Here is a 19,555-nt window from a genome sequence, read left to right as displayed (position 1 = left end):
ATCGCCTCCGGGGAACCCGCCGTCACCGTCGGCTGACCGCAGGCACAAGAGCCCACACAGGCACACAGAGAGGGGGCCCGAGCGTGACGATTCTGGAAGGCATCCGGGGGCCGCGCGATCTGAAGGCGCTGTCCGAGGCGGAACTCGACATACTGGCCGAGGAGATCCGGGAATTCCTGGTGCAGGCGGTGGCCAGGACCGGAGGTCACCTCGGTCCCAATCTGGGCGTGGTGGAACTCACCATCGCCCTGCACCGCGTCTTCGAATCACCGGTCGACCGCATTCTCTGGGACACCGGACACCAGAGCTACGTGCACAAACTCCTCACCGGGCGCCAGGACTTCTCCAAACTGCGCGGCAAGGGCGGCCTGTCCGGCTACCCGTCCCGTGAGGAGTCCGAGCACGACGTCATCGAGAACAGCCACGCCTCCACCGCGCTGGGTTGGGCCGACGGCCTCGCCAAGGCCCGCGATGTGCTGGGGGAGCGCGGCCATGTCGTCGCCGTCATCGGCGACGGTGCACTGACCGGCGGCATGGCCTGGGAGGCGCTGAACAACATCGCCGCCGCCAAGAACCGCCCGCTGATCATCGTCGTGAACGACAACGAGCGCTCCTACGCACCCACCATCGGCGGCCTCGCCAACCACCTGGCCGCCCTGCGCACCACCGACAGTTACGAGAAGGTGCTCGCCTGGGGCAAGGACGTGCTGCAAGGCATGCCCGTCGTCGGGCGGCCGCTGTACGAGTCGCTGCACGGCGCCAAGAAGGGCTTCAAGGACGCCTTCGCCCCGCAGGGCATGTTCGAGGACCTGGGCCTGAAGTACCTCGGCCCGATCGACGGGCACGACACCGGCGCCATGGAGTCGGCGTTGCGGCGCGCCAAGCGCTTCCACGGACCCGTCCTCGTGCACTGCATCACCGAGAAGGGCCGCGGCTACGAGCCGGCGCTCGCCGACGACGCCGACCACTTCCACACGGTCGGCGCGATGGACCCGCTCACCTGCGAGCCGTTGAAGCCGTCCAGCGCGCCCTCGTGGACGTCGGTGTTCGGCGAAGAGATCGCCCGGCTGGGCGCGGAGCGCGAGGACATCGTCGCGATCACCGCCGCCATGCTCGACCCGGTGGGCCTCAGCGAGTTCGCCCGGCGGTTCCCCGACCGGGTGTGGGACGTCGGCATCGCCGAGCAGCACGCCACCGTCTCCGCCGCCGGGCTCGCCACCGGCGGCCTGCACCCGGTGATGCCCGTCTACGCCACGTTCCTCAATCGGGCCTTCGACCAGCTGCTGATGGACGTCGCCCTGCACCAGTGCGGTGTCACCTTCGTGCTGGACCGGGCCGGCGTGACCGGCGCGGACGGCCCCTCGCACAACGGCATGTGGGACATGTCGATCCTCCAGGTGGTGCCCGGCCTCCGGATCGCCGCTCCGCGCGACGCCGACCAGCTGCGCGCCGAACTGCGCGAGGCGGTCGCCGTGGACGACGCACCGACCCTGATCAGGTTCCCCAAGGAGTCGGTGGGTCCGGCGATCCCGGCCACCGGCAGGATCGGCGGCATGGACGTGTTGCAGCGTGCCGAGCGGCCCGAGGTGCTGCTGGTCGCCGTCGGCGTGATGGCCCCCGTCTGCCTCCAGGCCGCCGAGCTGCTCCAGGCCCGCGGAATCGGCTGCACCGTGGTGGACCCGCGCTGGGTCAAGCCCGTCGACCCCGCGCTCGCACCGCTGGCCGCCGAGCACCGCCTGGTCGCCGTGGTCGAGGACAACAGCCGTGCCGCGGGTGTCGGTTCCGCGGTGGCCCTCGCCCTGGGCGAGGCCGACGTGGACGTTCCGGTACGGCGCTTCGGCATCCCGGAGCAGTTCCTGCCGCACGGCAAGCGCGGCGAGGTGCTGGCCGACATCGGACTCACCCCGGTCGAGATCGCGGGCCGGATCGGCGCCTCACTGGCCCGTCAGGGCAATGGCGCCGCGGCAGACGGGAAACGGCCGGCCACCCGGCGGAACCGGACGGCGGCGGCCAAGGAGACACGGGCTTGACCTCCCCCCTCCCTGAAGGAGGGGGCTCCTGCCCGACGGAGTACCGCTGGGACACACCTCACCGACCTCACCATCTGTACGGAACGCATGCGCAGCGATGTTGCGGTGCCGGCACCACAAGGCTGCGCATGCGTTTCCTCCCCCGCCGCCAAGCGGGGGTCTCCACGCAAGGAGTTCCGATGACGACCCCCTCACCCGCCCACGGCGTTCAGAGCGTCTCCGTACCCCGCAGCAGCACGGAGCCACGCCCTGACGGTGGCCCTGCCACCCCCGGTGGCAAGGGGTTCGACCTGGGCAGGCTGCTCGCCGAGCGCGGCGCGGAGCGCTACGAGCTGCACGCGAAGCACCTCAACCACCAACTGCCCCGCATGCTGCACACCATCGGTTTCGACAAGTTCTACGAGCGGGCCGAGGGCCCGTACTTCTGGGACGCCGACGGACACGAGTACCTGGACATGCTCGCCGGCTTCGGCGTGATGGGCCTCGGCCGTCACCACCCGGTCGTCCGCAAGGCCCTGCACGACGTGCTGGACGCCTCGCTCGCCGATCTGACCCGCTTCGACTGCCAGCCGCTGCCGGGCCTACTGGCCGAACGACTGCTCGCGCACAGCCCCCACCTGGACCGGGTGTTCTTCGGCAACAGCGGCACCGAAGCCGTCGAGACCGCACTGAAGTTCGCCCGGTACGCCACCGGCAGACCCAGGATCCTGTACTGCGCGCACGCCTTCCACGGCCTGACCACGGGCTCCCTGTCGGTCAACGGTGAGGCCGGGTTCCGCGACGGCTTCGCCCCGCTGCTGCCGGACACCCCCGTGCCGCTCGGCGACCTCGACGCGCTCGCCGCCGAGCTGAAGAAGGGCGACGTCGCCGCCCTGATCGTGGAGCCGATCCAGGGCAAGGGCGTCCACGAGACGCCGCCCGGATACCTGCGGGCCGCACAGGAGTTGCTGCACCGGCACAAGGCGCTGCTCATCGCGGACGAGGTGCAGACCGGCCTGGGCCGCACCGGTGACTTCTACGCCTACCAGCACGAGGCCGGCGTCGAGCCCGACCTGGTGTGCGTGGCCAAGGCGCTCTCCGGTGGCTACGTGCCGGTCAGCGCCACCCTGGGCAAGGAGTGGATCTTCAAGAAGGTGTACACGTCGATGGACCGGGTCCTGGTCCATTCGGCGAGCTTCGGCTCCAACGCCCAGGCGATGGCCGCGGGTCTGGCCGTACTGTCGGTCATGGCGGACGAGCGGATCGTGGCGAACGCCCGGGCCACCGGCGAGCTGCTGAAGTCCCGGTTGCGGGCGCTCGTCGACCGCTACGAGTTGCTCAGCGACGTACGGGGCCGAGGGCTCATGATCGGCATCGAGTTCGGCCGCCCCACCTCGTTGAAGCTGCGCAGCCGCTGGACCATGCTGCAAGCCGCGCGCAAGGGGCTGTTCGCGCAGATGGTGGTCGTACCGCTGCTCCAGAAGCACCGCATCCTCACCCAGGTCTCCGGCGACCACCTGGAAGTGATCAAGCTGATCCCGCCGCTGATCGTCGGTGAACGGGACGTCGACCGCTTCGTGACCGCCTTCACCGCGGTGATGGACGACGCGCACAACGGCGGGCTGATGTGGGACTTCGGCAAGACGCTGGTCAAGCAGGCGATCGCCAACCGGTAGGGGCCTTCATCCCCGGCCGCCGAGGGCGAAGAGGAGGAACAGGAAGCCGGCGAGGAAGTGGCCGGCGCACACGTAGATCAGGACACGTACCCAGATCCCCCTGGGGACGCGGTCCTCGATCGGGTGAGTGGGGTCGATCAGCGAGCCCGTGGCGTCACGGGTGCGTTCAGGCATGTCCGCCTCCTGGGGTCAGACCGCGGGGCCCGGTGCCGAGGCACAGCGCGTCGGCCGGGCTCTGCAACAGCGTGTGGACGAAGAGCAACTCGGCACCGGCCGGGGCCACGGCGGCGAGCCGATGCGGGGTGAGCGAGTCGAAGTGGGCGCTGTCACCGGGCGCGAGGACGTGTTCGGAGTCGCCCAGGCGCAGCCGGACCTCACCCTGGAGCGCGTAGAGCCACTCCTCACCCGGGTGCACCCGGACGATGTCGCTCTGCGAGCCGTACGGGATCAGAAGTCGCAGCGCTTGCATTCCGCGCCCGGTGGTGCCGGCCTGCCAGTACGTCCAGCCGCCGGTCCGGCCCGGTCTGGCCTCGGCGGCGCGGACGACGGCCTGGTGCCCCGGCGTGATCTCACCGAGCAGCTCCGAGACGGTGGTGCCGTACGCGCGTGCCAGGGTGAGCAGCAGCGGCAGTGACGGCTGGCGCTGTCCGGTCTCCAGCCGGGACAGATGCGCGGGGGAGAGCCCGGCCGCACGAGCCGCCGCCTCCAGGGTCAGGGCGGCACGGCGGCGCAGCTCACGCAGCCGTACCGCGACGGCGGGCATCGTCTCGTCGGCGGGGCTCATGCTTCGATGTAGCCAGAACCATGCCTCATAGGCAAATTTTTTGCCTATGAGGCAAAAAGGTGAAGGGCAGGAGAGGAAGCCGGAGGTTTTCAAGCGTACGGGCGAGATCCGTGCGCGGCCATAGCGGCTTGCACGGCCTTCGCGGCCACAGCGGTCACAGGGGTCACAGGGGTGCGGCCACAGCGGTCATGGGGGTGTCGCCGGGCACGCTGCCCTGTACGCGGCCGGGGGCGTTCAGTCGAGGAGGTTCTCGCGCAGTCGCTCGCGCAGTCCGGGCGTGACGCCCAGGCCCTGGGTGAGGTAGCCCTCGACATCGCCCCAGTTCTTCGCCATCTCCTCGAACGCGGCCTCCAGGTAGCCGGCGCGGGCTTCGAAGAGGGGGCTCAGCAACTCCATGACCTCGGGTGACATGCCGTCGGGCGCGGTGTTGCTGCGGTACACCTTGTAACGGCGGTGGTTCGCGTTCGACGCCAGGTAGTCCGCCTCGATCGCGTCCCGTTCCACGCCCAGCGCGAGCAGGGTCACCGCGATCGACAGGCCCGCGCGGTCCTTGCCGGCAGCGCAGTGCATCAGGGCGGGCACACTGTCGTCGGCGAGCGCCCGCAGCACCCGCCGGTGCTCCGCGGTGCGGCTGGTGATGATCATGCGGTACGAGGCGACCATCCGGGCCGCGGCCCGGCCCTCGGACAGCAGGGCGCGCAGTTCGTCCAGCTCCCCCTCGCGCACCATCTTCCAGAACGTGGCGCCTTCCCTCGGGTCGCTGAGCGGGATGCTGAGGTTGCGCACGCCGTCCAGCCGGACGTCCTCGCCTTCGAGCTGGTGATCGGCGGCGTTACGGAAGTCGAAGACGGTATGCAGGCCCAACGTGTTCAGGAACGCCACGTCGTCCTCGGTGGCATGCGCCAGGTGGCCACTGCGGAACAGCCGTCCGTGCCCGACCCGGCGTCCGTCCGCGGTGGGCAGGCCGCCCACATCGCGGAAGTTCCGCACGCCGGCGAGCTCGGGTTCGGCCTGAGGGACCTGCTGTGTCACGTGGGCTCCTCCCGGTCGTCGGCCACCGGCGCTGGTCGCCGGTGGTGCGCCCCGCTCGACCACGGGCGCCGGTCCGACGATACGACACCACGGTCGGACGCGATCTTCGATGCGCCGGCCTGCGCATCGACCAGGGCGCACGCTCGGCGCACAGGAGGGGGACGTGGTGCTCGTCGAGCAGGGATTTCGGCGTGTCGCCCGGCGCGGCCCAGGGCGGCGCGGGGTGCAGTGGTTCCCCCTGGGCGGAGCCCGTGCCGCGGCATGAAGGCGGGATACCGAAGAACGAATTTCACCCCATCTGCCCGAATTGCAGATGTTCAAGAATTTGCTTCCAACTGCGGCTGAAATAAACGTTCATGGCTCCACGGGCACGTGAGCAGGATCATAATCGTGACGGTGCGTGCCGATCACCCGTTCGACAACTCCCGGCCCCAGTGCGGGCGTTGTGCGGTCCGGGAGCGGGCGGAGCCACGCTGCGTCACCGCGGCGGGGGCCTTGGATCAAGGAAAACCGTCTGCGGACGAGGGCGGGCGCCCGCCGCCGCTTGTCCCCGGCGTCCCGATTCGCTTAGCGTCGCGCTGATTCCGGGCGGACGCCGAGTCCTGCCACCGTCCGGGAGATCGCACCCACCCACCCGTACCTGGCAGGAGCGGGGGACCCGCAGGTTTTGCGCCGTTCCCGTCAATCGGAACGGCTTGGGGTGAAGCCGTGCCTCGTGCACGGCCGGGCATCTCCAGCCCGAACCCGACAGCTCACCTCGTAGGCGCCGGAGAGGAACCGCCATGCCCGCGAAGGGTAAGCACCGTCGTCTGAAGTCGCACCGCGTCACCCGCAAGCTCGCCGTCGCCGGAACCGGTGGCGCCGCACTCGCCCTCCCCCTGATCGGGGCGGCGGGTGCCCAAGCGGCCCCGTCCCACGCGCAGACCTATGAGGTCAAGCCCCACGACACGCTGGGGAAGATCGCTCACGACCAGCACGTCAAGGGTGGCTGGAAGCAGATCTACCGCATCAATCACAAGGTCATCGGGGACGACCCGAACCTGATCCACCCCGGCCAGAAGCTCACGCTGAGCGGCAAGGCGGCCCACGCCAAGGCGTCGCATGCGAAGTCGTCCGCCAAGTCGTCCGCCAAGGCGTCCGATGCCGCAGCGAAGACCGACTCCGGCTACACGAAGCCGGTCGACGGTGCCACCCTGGGCACCTCCTGGGGCACGGCGGGCAGCATGTGGTCCAGCGGGCACCACACCGGGCAGGACTTCGTCGTGCCGACCGGCACGCCGGTGCACGCCGTAGCCGAGGGCAAGGTGGTCACCGCCGGCTGGGGCGGCGCCTACGGCAACCAGGTCGTCATCCAGCACAGCGACGGCAAGTACAGCCAGTACGGTCACATGTCGTCCCTGAAGGTCTCGGCCGGGCAGAACGTCACGGAGGGCCAGGAGATCGGCCTGTCCGGGGCGACCGGCAACGTGACCGGGCCGCATGTGCACTTCGAGATCCGCACCACGCCCGACTACGGCAGCGACGTCGACCCGGTGGCCTACCTGCGCTCGCACGGCGTCGGTCTCTGACCGCAGCACGCGCATGACACCGCCCCGGCCGCCGGGCACAAGCCAGTGCCCCGCCGGTCGGGGGTGCCCCGGGAGGGACGTACCCCGGGACATCTGAACACCACGGTCGTCGTCCCGTCAGCCACGGACTCCTGACGCGGACCCGACCCCGAGCAGGGGCCCACCAAGGGGACGGTGGGCCCCTGCTCCCGTTTGCTCCCGTTGCCGTACACCGGTCCCCCGGGCGGCGGTGGGCGCGCCGGTGATCACCCGGCGGACGCCTGGGACGTCGGCACGCTGCTCGGCGGGCGGTCCCGCAGGTCGCACTGGTCCTTGAACCCCTGGCTGGTGAGCCCGAGCGCCGAGTTCATCCGGGAGCGCTGGTTCTCCACCGCGATCAAGGCCGTGAGCTCGACGAACGCGGGTTCACCCAGCCGGTCCCGGAGTCGCTCGGCCAGCTCGTCCGGCACCGTGGGCGGGGTGAGCGACATCGCTTCCGCGTACTCCAGCACATCCCGTTCCAAGGGCGTGTACACGTCACTGTCCCGCCAGCCGGGAACGGAACGCAGCTTCTCGGGATCGACGCCGGCCCGGTGGCTGACCCAGTAGCCGAAGTCCATGCACCACGAGCAGCCGATGGCGCCGGCGGCCGCCAGTTCGGCCAGTGCGCCGAGACCGTGGTCGAGCTTGTTCCACCTGCTCACGGACCGTTCGAAGCGGAGATAGCCCCAGAGCACCCGCGGACTGTGCGCCATGGCCTTGCCGGGGTCGAGGACCTCGCCGTAGGCGCGTCGCGAGTACCACTCCATGGCACGGAAGAAGAGGGTGCGAGGCGGATCGAGTGAGACACGGGCCATGAGGCCACCTCCTGGTTGAGAGCTCCTTCACTGTCCTGACAGAGCGGGTGGCAGGAAATGTGACAGGGCCCCGGGCCCCGAGGCCCCCTCCCCACCCCGCCACCCGACGGGTGTCCGTAAGCCGACCTCAGGAACCTCTGTGCCGAGGCGCTGTCACCGGTGCCACACATAATGGAAGGGCCGCACCGTACGGCCGTGCCCGGCAGCCGCGCGCGCGTGCGGTGCACGGAAGGTCCGGCAGGCCCGTGGCGGCGGAAAGTCTCTGCGGGTGCTGTCCCAGACACCAGGAGGCGCTGTGACCGGTTCCCGATCCCTGAGCTCCCGGATCCGCTCGCTGCGGCCCACCGCCTTCGGCGCGGATCCGGAAGGCGAGCGGCTCACCCGCATCCGCAGCTCGCCGCACTTCGCGGACGGCTCGTTCCAGAACCCGGTGGGGGCACGCACCCGTCCCCCGTCCGGCTCCACCCTGAGCCTGGTGAAGGACTACTTCAGCAAGGACGGCCGGCGGCACCGTACCCCGCGCGGCCCGGTGCCCGTGTACGAGCGCACCGTGGCCGACCTCGCCAAGCCGCCGCGCAGCGGCCTGCGGCTCACATGGATGGGGCACTCCAGCGTGCTCGCCGAGGTGGACGGCAGCCGGATCCTCTTCGACCCGGTCTGGGGCGAGCGCTGCTCACCCTTCGGTTTCATCGGGCCCCGCCGGCTGCACCCGGCGCCCCTGTCGATCGCCTCAGTGGGCCGCGTGGACGTCGTCGTGATCTCCCATGACCACTACGACCACCTGGACCTGCCCACCATCAAGGCCCTCGCCACCACGAACACCCGGTTCGCGGTGCCGCTCGGCGTGGGCGCGCACCTGGAGCGCTGGGGCGTGGCCGAGGGACGCCTGCGCGAACTGGACTGGCAGGAGTCCACGAAGATCGCGGGCCTGACCCTGACCGCCACCCCCGCCCGCCACTTCTGCGGACGTGGCCTGCGCAACCGCCAGCACACCCTCTGGGCGTCGTGGTCCGTGGTCGGTGAGCGGCACCGCATATTCCACAGCGGTGACACCGGCTACTTCCCGGGCTTCCAGGACATCGGCGCCGCCCATGGCCCGTTCGACGCGACCATGATCCAAATCGGGGCGTACAGCGAATTCTGGCCAGATATCCATATGACGCCCGATGAGGGGCTGCGTGCCCATCTCGACCTCCAGGGCGACCGCCCGACCGGGGCGCTGCTGCCGATCCACTGGGGCACGTTCAACCTCGCGCCGCACCCATGGGCGGAGCCGGGGGAGTGGACCATGCGGGCGGCCGACGAGGCCGGCGTCCCGCTCGCCGCGCCACGGCCCGGGCAGCCGTTCGAGCCTGCCGACCTCCCCCCGGTCGACCCGTGGTGGCGGACCGTCGCGGAACCACCCGTCGAGGGGTGGCCCGCCCGGCCCCCGGCGCAGGCATCCGCGGCACCGGCCGCCGGCGACAGCCTCACGGCGTAGCAGCGAGCCGGGAGCGGTGGGCGGTCGCCGCGTGTGACGGCGACCGGTGCCCGGCGAGAGCGGGTGATCGGTGCCCGTTGGTCGGTGCCCGTTGGCTGGTGCTGGTGCTGGTGCTGGTGCTGGTGCGGGTGTCGGCGAGGTGACGGTGGCGTGGGGCTGGGCATCGCATTCCCGACTACCGAGGGTTCCCACCGGTCCTACCAGTTTCTGCTGGTTTCTGCTGGGCTCGGCCTGGTGTGCGATGGCTCATACCACAGAGGGGCGTTATCCACCGGACTTTGGCAACTGTCCGCCGCGGGCACATCTGATGCGACTACTGTGAGTGCCCGCAGGGCGGCAAACAGTAGCTGTGAGTGCCTGCCGCCCGGCACGGCGGTGCCGTACGCCCGTACGGCCCAGCGGGAGCCCACCGGCTTTCGCCCCGCCCGACCGGCATGGACACCCACCGAAGGACCTCGATGCCTCACCTCCTTGCCACGCTCACGCCCGGGGATCGGCGTGCCGGCGGCAAACACGGCAGACCCGCCGGCCACGCCGCCGCACCCCCCGCCGTCCCCATACGCACCCAGCTACTCCGTCTCGCCCTGATCCCCGCCGCCGCGGTCACGCTCTGCACCTGGACGACCGTCCTGTGCACGCTCTGGGACCGACCCGGCCGCCCGGGCGCCGGATCCTGGGCCGCGTTGACCAGCGCCATCGTGCTGACCCTGGTGAGCCTCGCCGCAGCGGTGGTGGGCGCCTGCCGCACGGCGGACACCCTGCGCGACCGCATCGTGGGACTGCGCCGCGGCACCGCCCGCCGGCACGCCGAACTGCGCGCTCTGACCGAATCGTTGCAGCACGGCGAGAAGCCGCCCGCGGCCAGGAAGTCCGCGCTGACCGCGCCGGGCCACCGCGGGGACGAGCTCGACCTGCTCGCCGGCGAGCTGAGCCGTGCCCATGACGCGGCCGTCACCGCCGTGGCCCAGGCCGCCCGGCTGCCCCGCGAGCCGGTCGGCACCCGGCAGGGCCGTCAGGCCGGCATGGTGCCGATGAACCATGTGATCGAGGTGTTCGTGACCCTGGCCCGGCGGTTGCAGTCCCTCGCGCACCGGGAGATCTCGCTCATCGACGAGCTGGAGAACGAGATCGAGGACCCCGACCTGCTCAAGTGCCTCTTCCACGTCGACCACTTGGCCACCCGTATGCGGCGGCACGCAGAGAGCCTGGCCGTGCTCGGCGGTGCCGTCGCGCGCCGTCGGTGGAGCCGTCCGGTGCCCGTCGTGGACGTGCTGCGCTCCGCGGTGGCCGAGGTCGAGCAGTACCCGCGGGTGCGCCTGGTGCCGCCGACCGAAGGCGCGGTGCGCGGCCACGCCGTCGCCGACGTGATCCACCTCCTGGCCGAACTCATCGAGAACGCCACGGTGTTCTCCGCCCCCCACACCCCCGTACTGCTGCGCGTCTGCCCCGTCACCTCCGGGCTCGCCGTGGAGGTGGAGGACCGCGGCCTCGGCATGCCCGCACCCGAACAGGCCAGGATGAACCTGCTGCTGTCCGACCCCGCCCGGGTCGACGTCGCCGGGCTGCTGCGGGACGGACGGATCGGCCTGTACGTGGTCTCCCAACTGGCCCGGCGGCACACCGTCTCGGTACGCCTCCAGACCAACATCTACGGTGGCACCCAGGCCGTCCTGGTCCTGCCGAAGACCCTGCTCGGCGCGGGCGACGACACCCCGGACGCGGGGCAACGCGGGATCGCTGCGGGCGCCGGAGCCGACACCGGCACCCCGCCGGCGGCCGGCGCGGGCGCCGTCGTCACGACGACGACCGCCGAGAGCCGGGGCACCGCCGCATTGCCCAAGAGGAACGAGCAGTTGAGAGTTCCTGGGCAGGCCGGAGCGCCCGGAGGAGCCGGTGCGCCTGGGGTGGTCGAGGTTCCTGGAGGGGCCGGTGCGCCTGGGGTGGTCGGGGTACCTGGAGGAGCCGCAGTACCCGGAGAAGCCGCAGTACCCGGAGCGCTGGGAGCACTCGGACCGCTGGGAGCGTTCGGAGCACACGGAGGACAGGGCAGGTTCGGGCATCCCGATGGCACTCCCGCCCACACCGTGACCGGTGGTGCCCAGGTGCCCGGTTGTGTCCCGGCACCACCCGGGCCGATCGGAAGCGGTGGATCGGCGCACGATCAGGCGCGCGAGCACGCCGCCGAGGCGCCGGAACACACCTTCGTCATGCCTGAGCCTTCACCGGCGCCTGGCTCCGCACCCGTGCGCGCCGGGGCGCGCGCTGCGACTCCGACGCCCCCGTTCCCGCCCGCTGCGGCGCCCCCGCCGGCGCCCACGGCCCGGTCGGTGCAATCCGGGCCGGCCACGGTGCCGGTGCCTGCGCCCCGTTGCTCGTCCCGGGCTCCATCCGGTGGCGGCGACCCGTCCGATGCCTACGGCGACCTCCCCGGCCGGCCGCGGCTTCCCCGACGCCAGGCCCAGCAACACCTCGCGCCCCAACTGCGGCCCGCCCCCGCCGACCCGTCGAACGAGCGTACCGAGGACACCGGCGCCACGCCTCACCTGATGGCGGCCTTCCGGCACGGCTTCGGACGGGGAGAGGCGGAGCAGGCGCCAGGTACGGCACCCGGAAGCGAAGTGGGCACCCGACCCGACGGAGGTTGACGCCGCGCAGGGCGAGCCGGGTGGCGCCCGCCCGACCAGTACCGGCAAGCCAGCCGACCCGCCGGTCACCGCCTCCCTCGCCCGCCGTCTCGTCGCACGCCCGGCGTCGCGGCCCATACGGCACGCCCGACCCCGGACGACGCCCGATACCTCGGCCCACCCACCCCGCCGCGTGTGCTCCCGAGCCCGGCACCCCTTAACCCACTATCCGACGTTCGATGTTGTCCCACGATTTCTCACGTTCTTCCGCATTCTTCCGCTTTCGCATTCTTCCACGTTCTTCCATGTTCGTGTTCGTACCAAGGAGTGGATCCACCATGGCGAGCGATGCGCCGACCGGTCATGCTCGTGATCTCGACTGGCTGATGACGAGCCTGGTCCAGCGTGTGCCGCACACCAGCGGAGCCGTGCTGTTGTCCTCCGACGGGCTGGTCAAGGCCATGCACGGCCTCGATCCCGACGCCGCCGACCACTTGGCGGCGCTCTCCTCGGGGCTCTGCTCCCTCGGGCGCAGCGCCGGTGCACGGTTCGACGCCGGTGGTGCGGTGCGCCAGATCGTCGTCGAGCTGGAAACCTTGCTCCTCTTCGTCTCCACCGCAGGCTCGGGTACCTGCCTCGCCGTTCTCGCGGGGCCCGGCACCGACGCGGGGATCCTCGGATACGAGATGGCGATGCTGGTCAAGAGCGTGCGCCCGTATCTGGTGACGGCGCCGCGACAGCCCGCCGCCGAACCCGTGGCGCTGCGGCCATGAGCGTGACCACACCCCAGGACGAGCCGGGTGCGCGGGCAGCGCCACAACACCGGCGGCCGGCCGAAGCCGCGCCACGCAACGGCGCCCCCACCACGCCCCCGCCCTGCTCCTGCGGCGGGGCCCCCTCCACCGGCCACGCCCTCGCCAACGCCCCAGGTGAGACACGTGTCGGCGGATCTGTCGGTGGATCCGTCGACGGATCTGTCGGTGCGTTTGCCGGTGCGTCTGCTGGTGCGTCTGCTGGTGTACCCGTCGAGGCATCCGGCAGGGCGGGGTCCAGGACCGGGTTCGCGCCGGACGACGGCCCGTGGTTCGACGGCGCAGCCGGCCGGCTCGTCCGCCCCTACACGGTGAGCAACGGCCGCACCCGCCCCGTCATGGCGCTCGACCTGCTCGCCCGGCTGCACGCCACGGGCACGGCGCCACTCGGCTACCTCACCCCGGAGCACCGACAGGCGCTCGCCCTGTGCCGTACGCCGGTCTCGGTCGCGGAGGTCGCGGGACGCCTGCGTCTCCCCCTGGCCGTCACGAAGGTGCTGCTCGGCGACCTCCTCGACGCCGGGTCACTCACCGTGCAGGCACCCGCCTACTACGACGACCCGGTGGACCGCTCCCTCCTGGAGGCAGTGCTCGACGGACTACGCCGCCGGCTCTGAAACGACGCGCGGCGGTGCGTCTCCCGTGGCCCGCCGCCGTCGACCGCCGCGGCCCGCACGGGTCGCCTGACCACCCGGCCGCCGCGGCCGCCCACACCCGCGAGTGGCGGTGGGCCCCCGAGCAGCCGACCGTCGACAACAGGGGCGGCAAGGTGCACGGCGTGTCCTCACACCGGTGCCGGCGCAGCCAGGAAGCCGCTGATCCGCGCCCGCAGCGCAGCAGACGTCAGCCCGTGGGCCGCCAGGTGCTCGTCGACCTCCCCGTAACGGCGCAGCTCGCGGCGGGCCACGCCAAGGCCGAGCACCCGGTGCGGCACATCGGCCAGCACGTCGTTCACCACACCGGTCGACGTGCCCGCCAGGTACGGCTCGACGAGGACGACGTCCGGGCGAGCCGCCACGGTGGCGGCACGGAGGGCAGCGACGTCAAAGGGCCGCACGGTCGTCGCGTACAGCACGGTCACGTCCAGGCCCTCGGTGGCCGCAAGCACCTGATCGAGCAGCGGACCCACCGCGATCACCACACCACCCGTCCCCGTGCGGACGGGGACGAAGCGCGCGCCGTCCACGGGCCTGGCCGCCCGGTTCGACTGCACCGACAACCGCACGTACACCTTGTCGTCGCCCGCCGCGACGGCGTGTCGCAGCAGCACCTCCGCCTCGTCCGGATGGCCCGGCACGTGGACCGTCCAACCGTCCAGGGTGTCCAGCAGCGCCACATCGCCAGGCGCCATGTGCGTGAAGCCACCCGCGGGCCAGTCGAACGACGCGGCGGCGCTCACCAGCACACCCCCCAGGTCCTGATGCCCGAAGTCCAGTTTCACCTGCTCGAAGGGCCGCTCCACCAGAAAGCTGGCGAAGGTGTGCACAACCGGCCGCAGACCCGCCAGGGCCAGCCCCGCGCCCGCCCCGACCAGCAGCTGCTCACGGATCCCGACATTGATCACCCGGTCGGGGTGCCTGCGCAGCGCGTCCGCGAGACCGTCCTTGCCGATCTCAGCGATGACGACCGCGACGCGGGGATCCTCGTCGAGCAGCCGGGTGACGGTTGGTGCGAACCGGTCACGCATGGTGTCCATGACGGTGATGTCCTTTCGGAAGGAACGAAGGAACGAAGGAACGGAGGAGTGGGGGAGGAGGGCATTGAGGGTGGTGGGTGAGGAACGAGCCGGGAGAGAAGCGGCTCGGGACGGAAGCGGCCCGGACCGAGAAGGAGAGGAGAAGGAGAGGAGAGGAGAAGGAGAACGGGCGGGTGCACCGAGGAAACGGGGCGGGGAGGCAGGGAGCGGAGACAAGGAGGGGAGAAGGGGGAGACGCCATCGGCGAACCGGAATGGACGGCGCGAACAGGCAACGCACCTGGGACCTGGGCACGCGGCCCAGCTGTCACAGCCGCCTCGACCGCCTCAGCTGCCTCAGCCGTTCTTCGGTTCCACACGGGCGACAACGGCAAGGGGGCGGCCCGGATGCGGTGTGGTGAAGGCCTCGAAGAGGGCCTCGTGATCCCGTCCGTCGACCACTCGCACCGACCATCCGGCCGCCTCGAAGCGCGCCGCACTGCCGCCGCTGCTGCCGTAGGTGGCGGAGGCGTTGTCGATGACGACGGTGTGCAACCGGTCGAGCCCCGCAGGCGCGGCGAAGGCGATCGCCTCGTGGTTGCTGCCCTCGTCCAGCTCCGCGTCCCCCACCAGCACCCACACCCGTGCATCCGGCAACCCCCGGATCCGCAGCCCCAGCGCCGCGCCGACCGCCATGGGAAGCCCGTGACCGAGCGAGCCGCTGGCGATCTCGACACCGGGCACCAGCGTCCGGTCCGGATGGTGGCCGAGCGGCGAGTCGTACGAGCCGAACCCGTGCAGCCAGCCGACCGGCAGGAATCCCTTGGCGGCGAGTACCGCGTAGTACGCCATCGGGCCGTGCCCCTTGGAGAGCAGAAACCAGTCCCGGGACGGATCGTCGACGGTGTCGGGGGAGACCCGCAACACCCGGTCGTAGAGCACCCACAGCGCGTCGAGCGTGGAGGTCGCCGCGGGACCGTGCTTCTCGTCGCCGGTCATCAGCCCCATCAGCTGGGGCAGGTCCTCGTAGCCGTACTGCCGGTTAGGTCGGTCGTCCTGCTGGGAAGGCCGGCCGTTCTGGGTGCGCTGGATGCGCGCTGTCGTCGTCATGACCACGAGCCTGCAACTTGAACAAAACTTCAAGTCAAGCGTTCGCCGGACGGCACGGGGCCGGATTGGACGGCCGAGGGGCCCGGGCTGGACGGCTCGGCCCGCGGAAACGGATGCGCGACCACCGGCACGAGTGCGGTATGGTTTCCCTGCACGTTCGGCCAGGGGAAGCCCAGGTCAGCGAGCATCGGGACGTGGCGCAGCTTGGTAGCGCACTTGACTGGGGGTCAAGGGGTCGCAGGTTCAAATCCTGTCGTCCCGACTTTTCGAACAATCGAAAGTCGCAGGTGAGGGGCCGTTTATCAACGGTCCCTCTTTTACTTTCCCGTGCTCCCAGGTGTCCCCTTACCTGTTTGCTCCCACTCGGGCTGCTGCACGCTTATCCGGATTCTTGCGTGCGCGTTCACATTGGTGCCTGTTTTGTGACCTCTGGCTTTCCGTCGATCGGGTGGCTTTGTGGGTATGTGCTTGCGCTCTTGCTGCTGGTCGTCCGTGCTCCCAGTGGGAGCGGAGGTGGGAGCGCTGGCCCTATATCTGGAATCCGCGGTATGGGGCCATGCGAATTCTTGACCCCATTTCTGATTTTCTCTGGTCGGTATGTCGGTTTCTGGGGGTGGCAGCTGTGGATGCATGGAGATGTTGAACGCGGGGGAGGGTGGTGGGTGCTTCTTTTCTTCCGTAGAACCTGCAAGGGGGTCTGATGGCCCTCGCCCTGAGGGGCACAGAGCGTAAGCCCAAACGCCCCATAGGTGGGATCAGAGAAGATTGCGGAGTGCGACTTCCGCTTTGTCCACGGCTTCGGTGAGGGCGCCCATGTGGGGTGTTGAGAGGCGCCCTGTGCCGATCCCTGACGTGGTGAGCGCGGCGTCAAGTTTCTGTTCTTGCTCGCTGGTCAGGTGGGGACGTGTCAGGGCGTGGGTGAGGACTTCGCGGGCGGCATAGGCGTCGAGGACGGCCGCGTCCGCGATGGCGTCGTGCAAGGGAGCCGCGTGGGGGCTGGTGTGGCCGTGGATCAGGTCGAGTGCTGTGAGTCCGACTCGGGTTTGGAACGCTGCGATCGAGGGGTCGGGTGTGGCGATCAGCGCGGAAACCCCTTGTAGGCCGGCGTCCAGCTCCTGCGGTGGAACGGTTGCTGTCGCGGGTCGACAGTGGATGCGCAGGAGGGCGGCGATGGCGTTCTCCCATGGTTCTGCGCAGGTGGTGGAGTCGATGGTGTCGCGAGCCTGCTGGTCGAGGCCGCGTTCCATCAGAGACATGATCAGGATTTGGCGGCCGTCGAGGAGACGGTTGCCGACGCCACGGTGAGCGGTCATGGCTTGGGCTGCTTCGGTCCAGCGGCCCATCCGCGCCAGGGCCCTGGCACCGTCGACAAGGACGGTGACCCACAGCTCCTCACAGACCTTCCGGTGGTCCGTCTCCGTGCCGGTCAGCACTGAAAGGTCGACGGTCCTGCCGCAGATCTCGGCCGTGCCGCGCTTCTGGGCGGCACCGTACAGGCGCTTGAGCACGGTGTAGGCGGCTTCACCGTCGCCCTCACGGGTCAGTAGCCGGGAGATGTTGATGAGAGGCATGAGCGACATCACGGCGATGTCTCCCGAGAGGTTTCCAGCATCGGCGAATACCCGGTGCTGTCTCCAACACAGGTCGCCGGCCAGGTCGGGCATTGCGACGTCGGACGCGATGAGCGCGGCGTAGTTGAGGACCCCGCTGGCGCGGGCCACCAGATCGTGGTGGCTCGCACCGGCGGGTGCGACGGTCAGTTCGGTGAGGTGGGTGATGCGTTCGTCCATCGGGAGCGCCGGTGCTTTGGGGCGGCGGACCAGTGGGATGCGGCTGGCCATCGCGAGGGGCATCGGTTCAGCCTTTGCGCGGCCAGTCGATGACGAGACGGCTGTAGGTCTTGTCGATGACGAAGCGCGGGTCGGAGGGTGTGAGCTGGTCGCGGGTGGCGCCGATGGCCATACGGAAGCTGGGTTCCGGTGCGGTGTTGCCCCAGCCCTCGTTCCAGTCGCGGATCTCGCCCGCGACCTGGTCGGCAAGCTCGGCGGCGTGTGACCCATGGCCGATGACGCCGATCTCCCAGTACCGGCCGCCTCCGTCCTCGCCCTCGCGGATGCTCAGGTAGGCCAGGCTGTCGCCGTCGAGGGCTGCCATGGATCCCCAGCCGAAGTGCGGGGTGAAGCCGGGGCGCTGGCCGGGCATGCGGGACAGGCCGTTGGGGAGCACGGAGGCCAGGTACAGGTACAGCCACTCCCACGGGTCGCCCTGGCGGAACTTCACGTCCGTGTAGACCTTGGCCTGCTTCTGGTCGAGGACGGTGCGGATGGAGTCGCGGTCGACCTGCTGTTCGCTGAAGGTCTCCAGGCGGACGTTGCCCTCGCCGTCCATGGGGACGAGGGTGTAGGTGTCGTTGCAGACGCCTTTGCGGAGGGGCACGAAGGTGGCCATCTCGCAGGAGACGGTCTTCCAGGTGTTGTCGTCCCGTTCGAAGGCGAAGCTGCGGGAGATGCTGCCGCGGATCCGCATCGGGAGGATCAGGCGTCCGCCGGGGGCGAGCTGGTCGAGGATCTTCACGGGGACGTCGCCGGCGCCGACGGTGAACTGGATGCGGTCGAAGGGTGCGTGCTCGGGGAGGCCGGCGGCGCCGTCGGCCAGGAGTGCAGTCACGTTCGAGGCGCCGGCCTCGGCGAGGTTCTTCTGGGCTCCGGTGACGAGGTCCTGGTCGACGTCCACGGTCCACACATGGCCGCTGGGGGCGACGAGTTCACCCAGGAGACAGGCGTTGTAGCCGGTGGCGGCTCCGGCTTCCAGGACCTTGTGGCCGGGCTTGGCGCCCATCTGCTCCAGCTGGGTGGCGACGATCGACGGTGCGGAGATGCAGGAGATCATCTCGCCGTTCTCGTCGTGCTTGGTGGGCACCGCATCCTCGATGTACGCCTTGTGAAGGTCGGTGCCGGGGAGGAACTGGTGGCGTTCGGTAGTGCGGAAGGCGTCGATGATGGCGGGGGTGCGCAGGTGGCCGCTGGCAACGAGGCGGCTGACGAGTGCATCACGCAGTTCGGCGGGGTCGATAGCGGGTGGCACTGTGATCTCCATTTGAGTGAGGTCAGGGTCCGGTGAGGCGGACCGGTGGGTGGGCACGTGGACTGCTTCACCTGCGCTGAAGGCGACCTGACGAGCGAGCCACGCTGTGGCGGCCTGCTCGCTCACGGGTACTCCTGCGCGGTTGAAGGCGAAGATCGCGTGATGGGCGAGGATGGCGCGCAAGCCCCGCATCAGTCGCCCCTCAGCGGCGAGTCGGCGCAGGTGACGGCCGGCGTCTTCGAAGGCGGCAACACGTTCAGCCCATCCAGGCTCCGGGTCCGGTCGTCGGGCTGCGTCGGCGTTCATCAGGCGTCGCATGGCCGTGATCGCCTGGTCGCGTGCGGGATTGGTGGGTGGGGCGACGGGAGGCCGCAGGGCGCTGAGTTTCACCCAAACGTCGCCTGCTTCGAACGGGTCAAGACCGGCCGAGCGAATCATGGCGGAGAGCAGCAGGAAACAGCGCTCTCTGGCGCCTGGACTGCCGACTTCGGCCAGGGCGGCACGGCTGTCCGCGCAGAATAGGTTGTGTGCGACGTCCATACCTGCGGGGCCGCCGAAGGCTTCGATTTCCGGTTCGTAGACGCCACCGACCCAGCCGCTGACCTGCCGCTCGGCGACGAGGCCGTTCAACAGGTCTGCTGCGGAGTGCTCGGTGCGCAGCCTCAGCCCGCCGTCCTTGCGTAGGAAGTGAAACCGTTGGTCGCGCAGGGCGGCCGAGAGCGCGTGGGCGGCCTGCGGGCTCACTCCGGTGCTGCCCGGGAACGACACGCTGGTTTGCCACCAGTCCTTCTCGGCGGTAATCGGAAGGTTCTCGTCGTCGAAGTCCATGGTTGCGTGGGCGCTCCTTGTCGGTGGGCTCGGTTCGG

14 protein-coding genes, 1 tRNA gene, 1 pseudogene and 1 riboswitch are annotated in these 19,555 nt (G+C 70.4%); of the genes and pseudogenes, 8 read left to right on the top strand and 8 right to left on the bottom strand.

The window, feature by feature from the left end; all coding sequences use genetic code 11:
• Positions 1-83 precede the first annotated feature (83 nt).
• Positions 84-2,030, top strand: coding sequence for a 1-deoxy-D-xylulose-5-phosphate synthase (gene dxs, locus NQO67_RS41705; protein ID WP_255955823.1), 1,947 nt, complete (start codon positions 84-86; stop codon positions 2,028-2,030).
• Between the two features lie 179 nt (positions 2,031-2,209).
• Positions 2,210-3,685, top strand: coding sequence for an aspartate aminotransferase family protein (locus NQO67_RS41700; RefSeq protein WP_255955822.1), 1,476 nt, complete (start codon positions 2,210-2,212; stop codon positions 3,683-3,685).
• Between the two features lie 6 nt (positions 3,686-3,691).
• On the opposite strand, the gene NQO67_RS41695 is transcribed toward NQO67_RS41700, so the two are convergent.
• From NQO67_RS41695 to NQO67_RS41685, 3 genes are all read right to left on the bottom strand, one after another.
• Positions 3,692-3,859 carry a DUF6126 family protein gene (locus NQO67_RS41695; protein WP_255955821.1) on the bottom strand — a complete coding sequence of 56 codons (168 nt, stop codon included), beginning with the start codon at positions 3,857-3,859 and terminating at the stop codon, positions 3,692-3,694.
• Positions 3,852-4,469 carry a helix-turn-helix domain-containing protein gene (locus tag NQO67_RS41690; RefSeq protein WP_255955820.1) on the bottom strand — a complete coding sequence of 206 codons (618 nt, stop codon included), beginning with the start codon at positions 4,467-4,469 and terminating at the stop codon, positions 3,852-3,854. The genes NQO67_RS41695 and NQO67_RS41690 overlap by 8 nt, the downstream gene beginning before the upstream one ends.
• 234 nt (positions 4,470-4,703) lie before the next feature.
• Entirely contained in the window at positions 4,704-5,501 is a 798-nt protein-coding gene (locus NQO67_RS41685) for a tyrosine-protein phosphatase (RefSeq protein WP_255955819.1), read from the bottom strand.
• A 621-nt stretch (positions 5,502-6,122) separates the two neighbouring features.
• Positions 6,123-6,280: riboswitch (cyclic di-AMP (ydaO/yuaA leader) on the top strand.
• A 3-nt stretch (positions 6,281-6,283) separates the two neighbouring features.
• Here NQO67_RS41685 and NQO67_RS41680 point away from each other — a divergent pair.
• On the top strand, positions 6,284-7,069 hold the full coding sequence (locus NQO67_RS41680; RefSeq protein WP_255955818.1) for a M23 family metallopeptidase: 786 nt from the start codon (positions 6,284-6,286) through the stop codon (positions 7,067-7,069).
• A 245-nt stretch (positions 7,070-7,314) separates the two neighbouring features.
• Here the strand turns inward: NQO67_RS41680 and NQO67_RS41675 are convergent, their stop codons facing one another.
• Complete coding sequence (locus tag NQO67_RS41675; RefSeq protein ID WP_255955817.1) at positions 7,315-7,905, bottom strand: carboxymuconolactone decarboxylase family protein; 591 nt, start codon at positions 7,903-7,905, stop codon at positions 7,315-7,317.
• A 295-nt stretch (positions 7,906-8,200) separates the two neighbouring features.
• On the opposite strand from NQO67_RS41675, the gene NQO67_RS41670 reads away from it, so the two are divergent.
• The 4 genes and pseudogenes from NQO67_RS41670 to NQO67_RS41655 all read left to right on the top strand — a co-directional run.
• Positions 8,201-9,385 (top strand): MBL fold metallo-hydrolase, encoded by a 1,185-nt coding sequence (locus tag NQO67_RS41670; RefSeq protein WP_255955816.1) that lies wholly within the window; start codon positions 8,201-8,203, stop codon positions 9,383-9,385.
• A 458-nt stretch (positions 9,386-9,843) separates the two neighbouring features.
• Positions 9,844-12,030, top strand: coding sequence for a sensor histidine kinase (locus NQO67_RS41665; protein ID WP_255955815.1), 2,187 nt, complete (start codon positions 9,844-9,846; stop codon positions 12,028-12,030).
• Positions 12,031-12,347: 317 nt separating this feature from the next.
• Positions 12,348-12,782, top strand: a complete 435-nt coding sequence (locus tag NQO67_RS41660) for a roadblock/LC7 domain-containing protein (protein WP_255955814.1) — start codon at positions 12,348-12,350, stop codon at positions 12,780-12,782.
• A gap of 290 nt (positions 12,783-13,072) precedes the next feature.
• Positions 13,073-13,438: pseudogene (locus NQO67_RS41655) on the top strand (DUF742 domain-containing protein); the annotation flags it as partial.
• A 167-nt stretch (positions 13,439-13,605) separates the two neighbouring features.
• Here NQO67_RS41655 and NQO67_RS41650 read toward each other — a convergent pair.
• Both NQO67_RS41650 and NQO67_RS41645 read right to left on the bottom strand, forming a co-directional pair.
• On the bottom strand, positions 13,606-14,517 hold the full coding sequence (locus tag NQO67_RS41650; protein ID WP_255955812.1) for a transketolase family protein: 912 nt from the start codon (positions 14,515-14,517) through the stop codon (positions 13,606-13,608).
• Positions 14,518-14,852: 335 nt separating this feature from the next.
• The gene (locus tag NQO67_RS41645; protein ID WP_374119297.1) at positions 14,853-15,503 is read right to left on the bottom strand and encodes a thiamine pyrophosphate-binding protein; all 651 of its coding nucleotides are present in this window, start codon (positions 15,501-15,503) and stop codon (positions 14,853-14,855) included.
• Between the two features lie 290 nt (positions 15,504-15,793).
• On the opposite strand from NQO67_RS41645, the gene NQO67_RS41640 reads away from it, so the two are divergent.
• Positions 15,794-15,867, top strand: a tRNA-Pro gene (locus tag NQO67_RS41640).
• A 493-nt stretch (positions 15,868-16,360) separates the two neighbouring features.
• On the opposite strand, the gene NQO67_RS41635 is transcribed toward NQO67_RS41640, so the two are convergent.
• Positions 16,361-17,395, bottom strand: a complete 1,035-nt coding sequence (locus NQO67_RS41635; protein WP_255955810.1) for a hypothetical protein — start codon at positions 17,393-17,395, stop codon at positions 16,361-16,363.
• Positions 17,396-17,462: 67 nt separating this feature from the next.
• Complete coding sequence (fxlM, locus tag NQO67_RS41630; protein ID WP_255955809.1) at positions 17,463-19,517, bottom strand: methyltransferase, FxLD system; 2,055 nt, start codon at positions 19,515-19,517, stop codon at positions 17,463-17,465.
• Positions 19,518-19,555 lie beyond the last annotated feature (38 nt).

It is taken from the genome of Streptomyces odontomachi (assembly GCF_024435355.1).
GTDB classification, from domain to species: Bacteria; Actinomycetota; Actinomycetes; order Streptomycetales; family Streptomycetaceae; genus Streptomyces; species Streptomyces odontomachi.
The sequence above is the reverse complement of the archived record's forward strand: the minus strand, read 5'-3'. Positions and strand labels throughout refer to the sequence as shown.

Bases quoted from the DNA above. Each gene is read 5' to 3' on its own strand.
- NQO67_RS41700 (WP_255955822.1), top strand. From the start codon at position 2,210: ATGACGACCCCCTCACCCGCCCACGGCGTTCAGAGCGTCTCCGTACCC.
- NQO67_RS41680 (WP_255955818.1), top strand. From the start codon at position 6,284: ATGCCCGCGAAGGGTAAGCACCGTCGTCTGAAGTCGCACCGCGTCACC.
- NQO67_RS41690 (WP_255955820.1), bottom strand. From the start codon at position 4,469: ATGAGCCCCGCCGACGAGACGATGCCCGCCGTCGCGGTACGGCTGCGT.
- NQO67_RS41660 (WP_255955814.1), top strand. From the start codon at position 12,348: ATGGCGAGCGATGCGCCGACCGGTCATGCTCGTGATCTCGACTGGCTG.
- NQO67_RS41665 (WP_255955815.1), top strand. From the start codon at position 9,844: ATGCCTCACCTCCTTGCCACGCTCACGCCCGGGGATCGGCGTGCCGGC.
- NQO67_RS41695 (WP_255955821.1), bottom strand. From the start codon at position 3,859: ATGCCTGAACGCACCCGTGACGCCACGGGCTCGCTGATCGACCCCACT.
- NQO67_RS41650 (WP_255955812.1), bottom strand. From the start codon at position 14,517: ATGGACACCATGCGTGACCGGTTCGCACCAACCGTCACCCGGCTGCTC.
- fxlM (WP_255955809.1), bottom strand. From the start codon at position 19,517: ATGGACTTCGACGACGAGAACCTTCCGATTACCGCCGAGAAGGACTGG.
- NQO67_RS41635 (WP_255955810.1), bottom strand. From the start codon at position 17,395: ATGGACGAACGCATCACCCACCTCACCGAACTGACCGTCGCACCCGCC.
- NQO67_RS41675 (WP_255955817.1), bottom strand. From the start codon at position 7,905: ATGGCCCGTGTCTCACTCGATCCGCCTCGCACCCTCTTCTTCCGTGCC.
- NQO67_RS41645 (WP_374119297.1), bottom strand. From the start codon at position 15,503: ATGGGGCTGATGACCGGCGACGAGAAGCACGGTCCCGCGGCGACCTCC.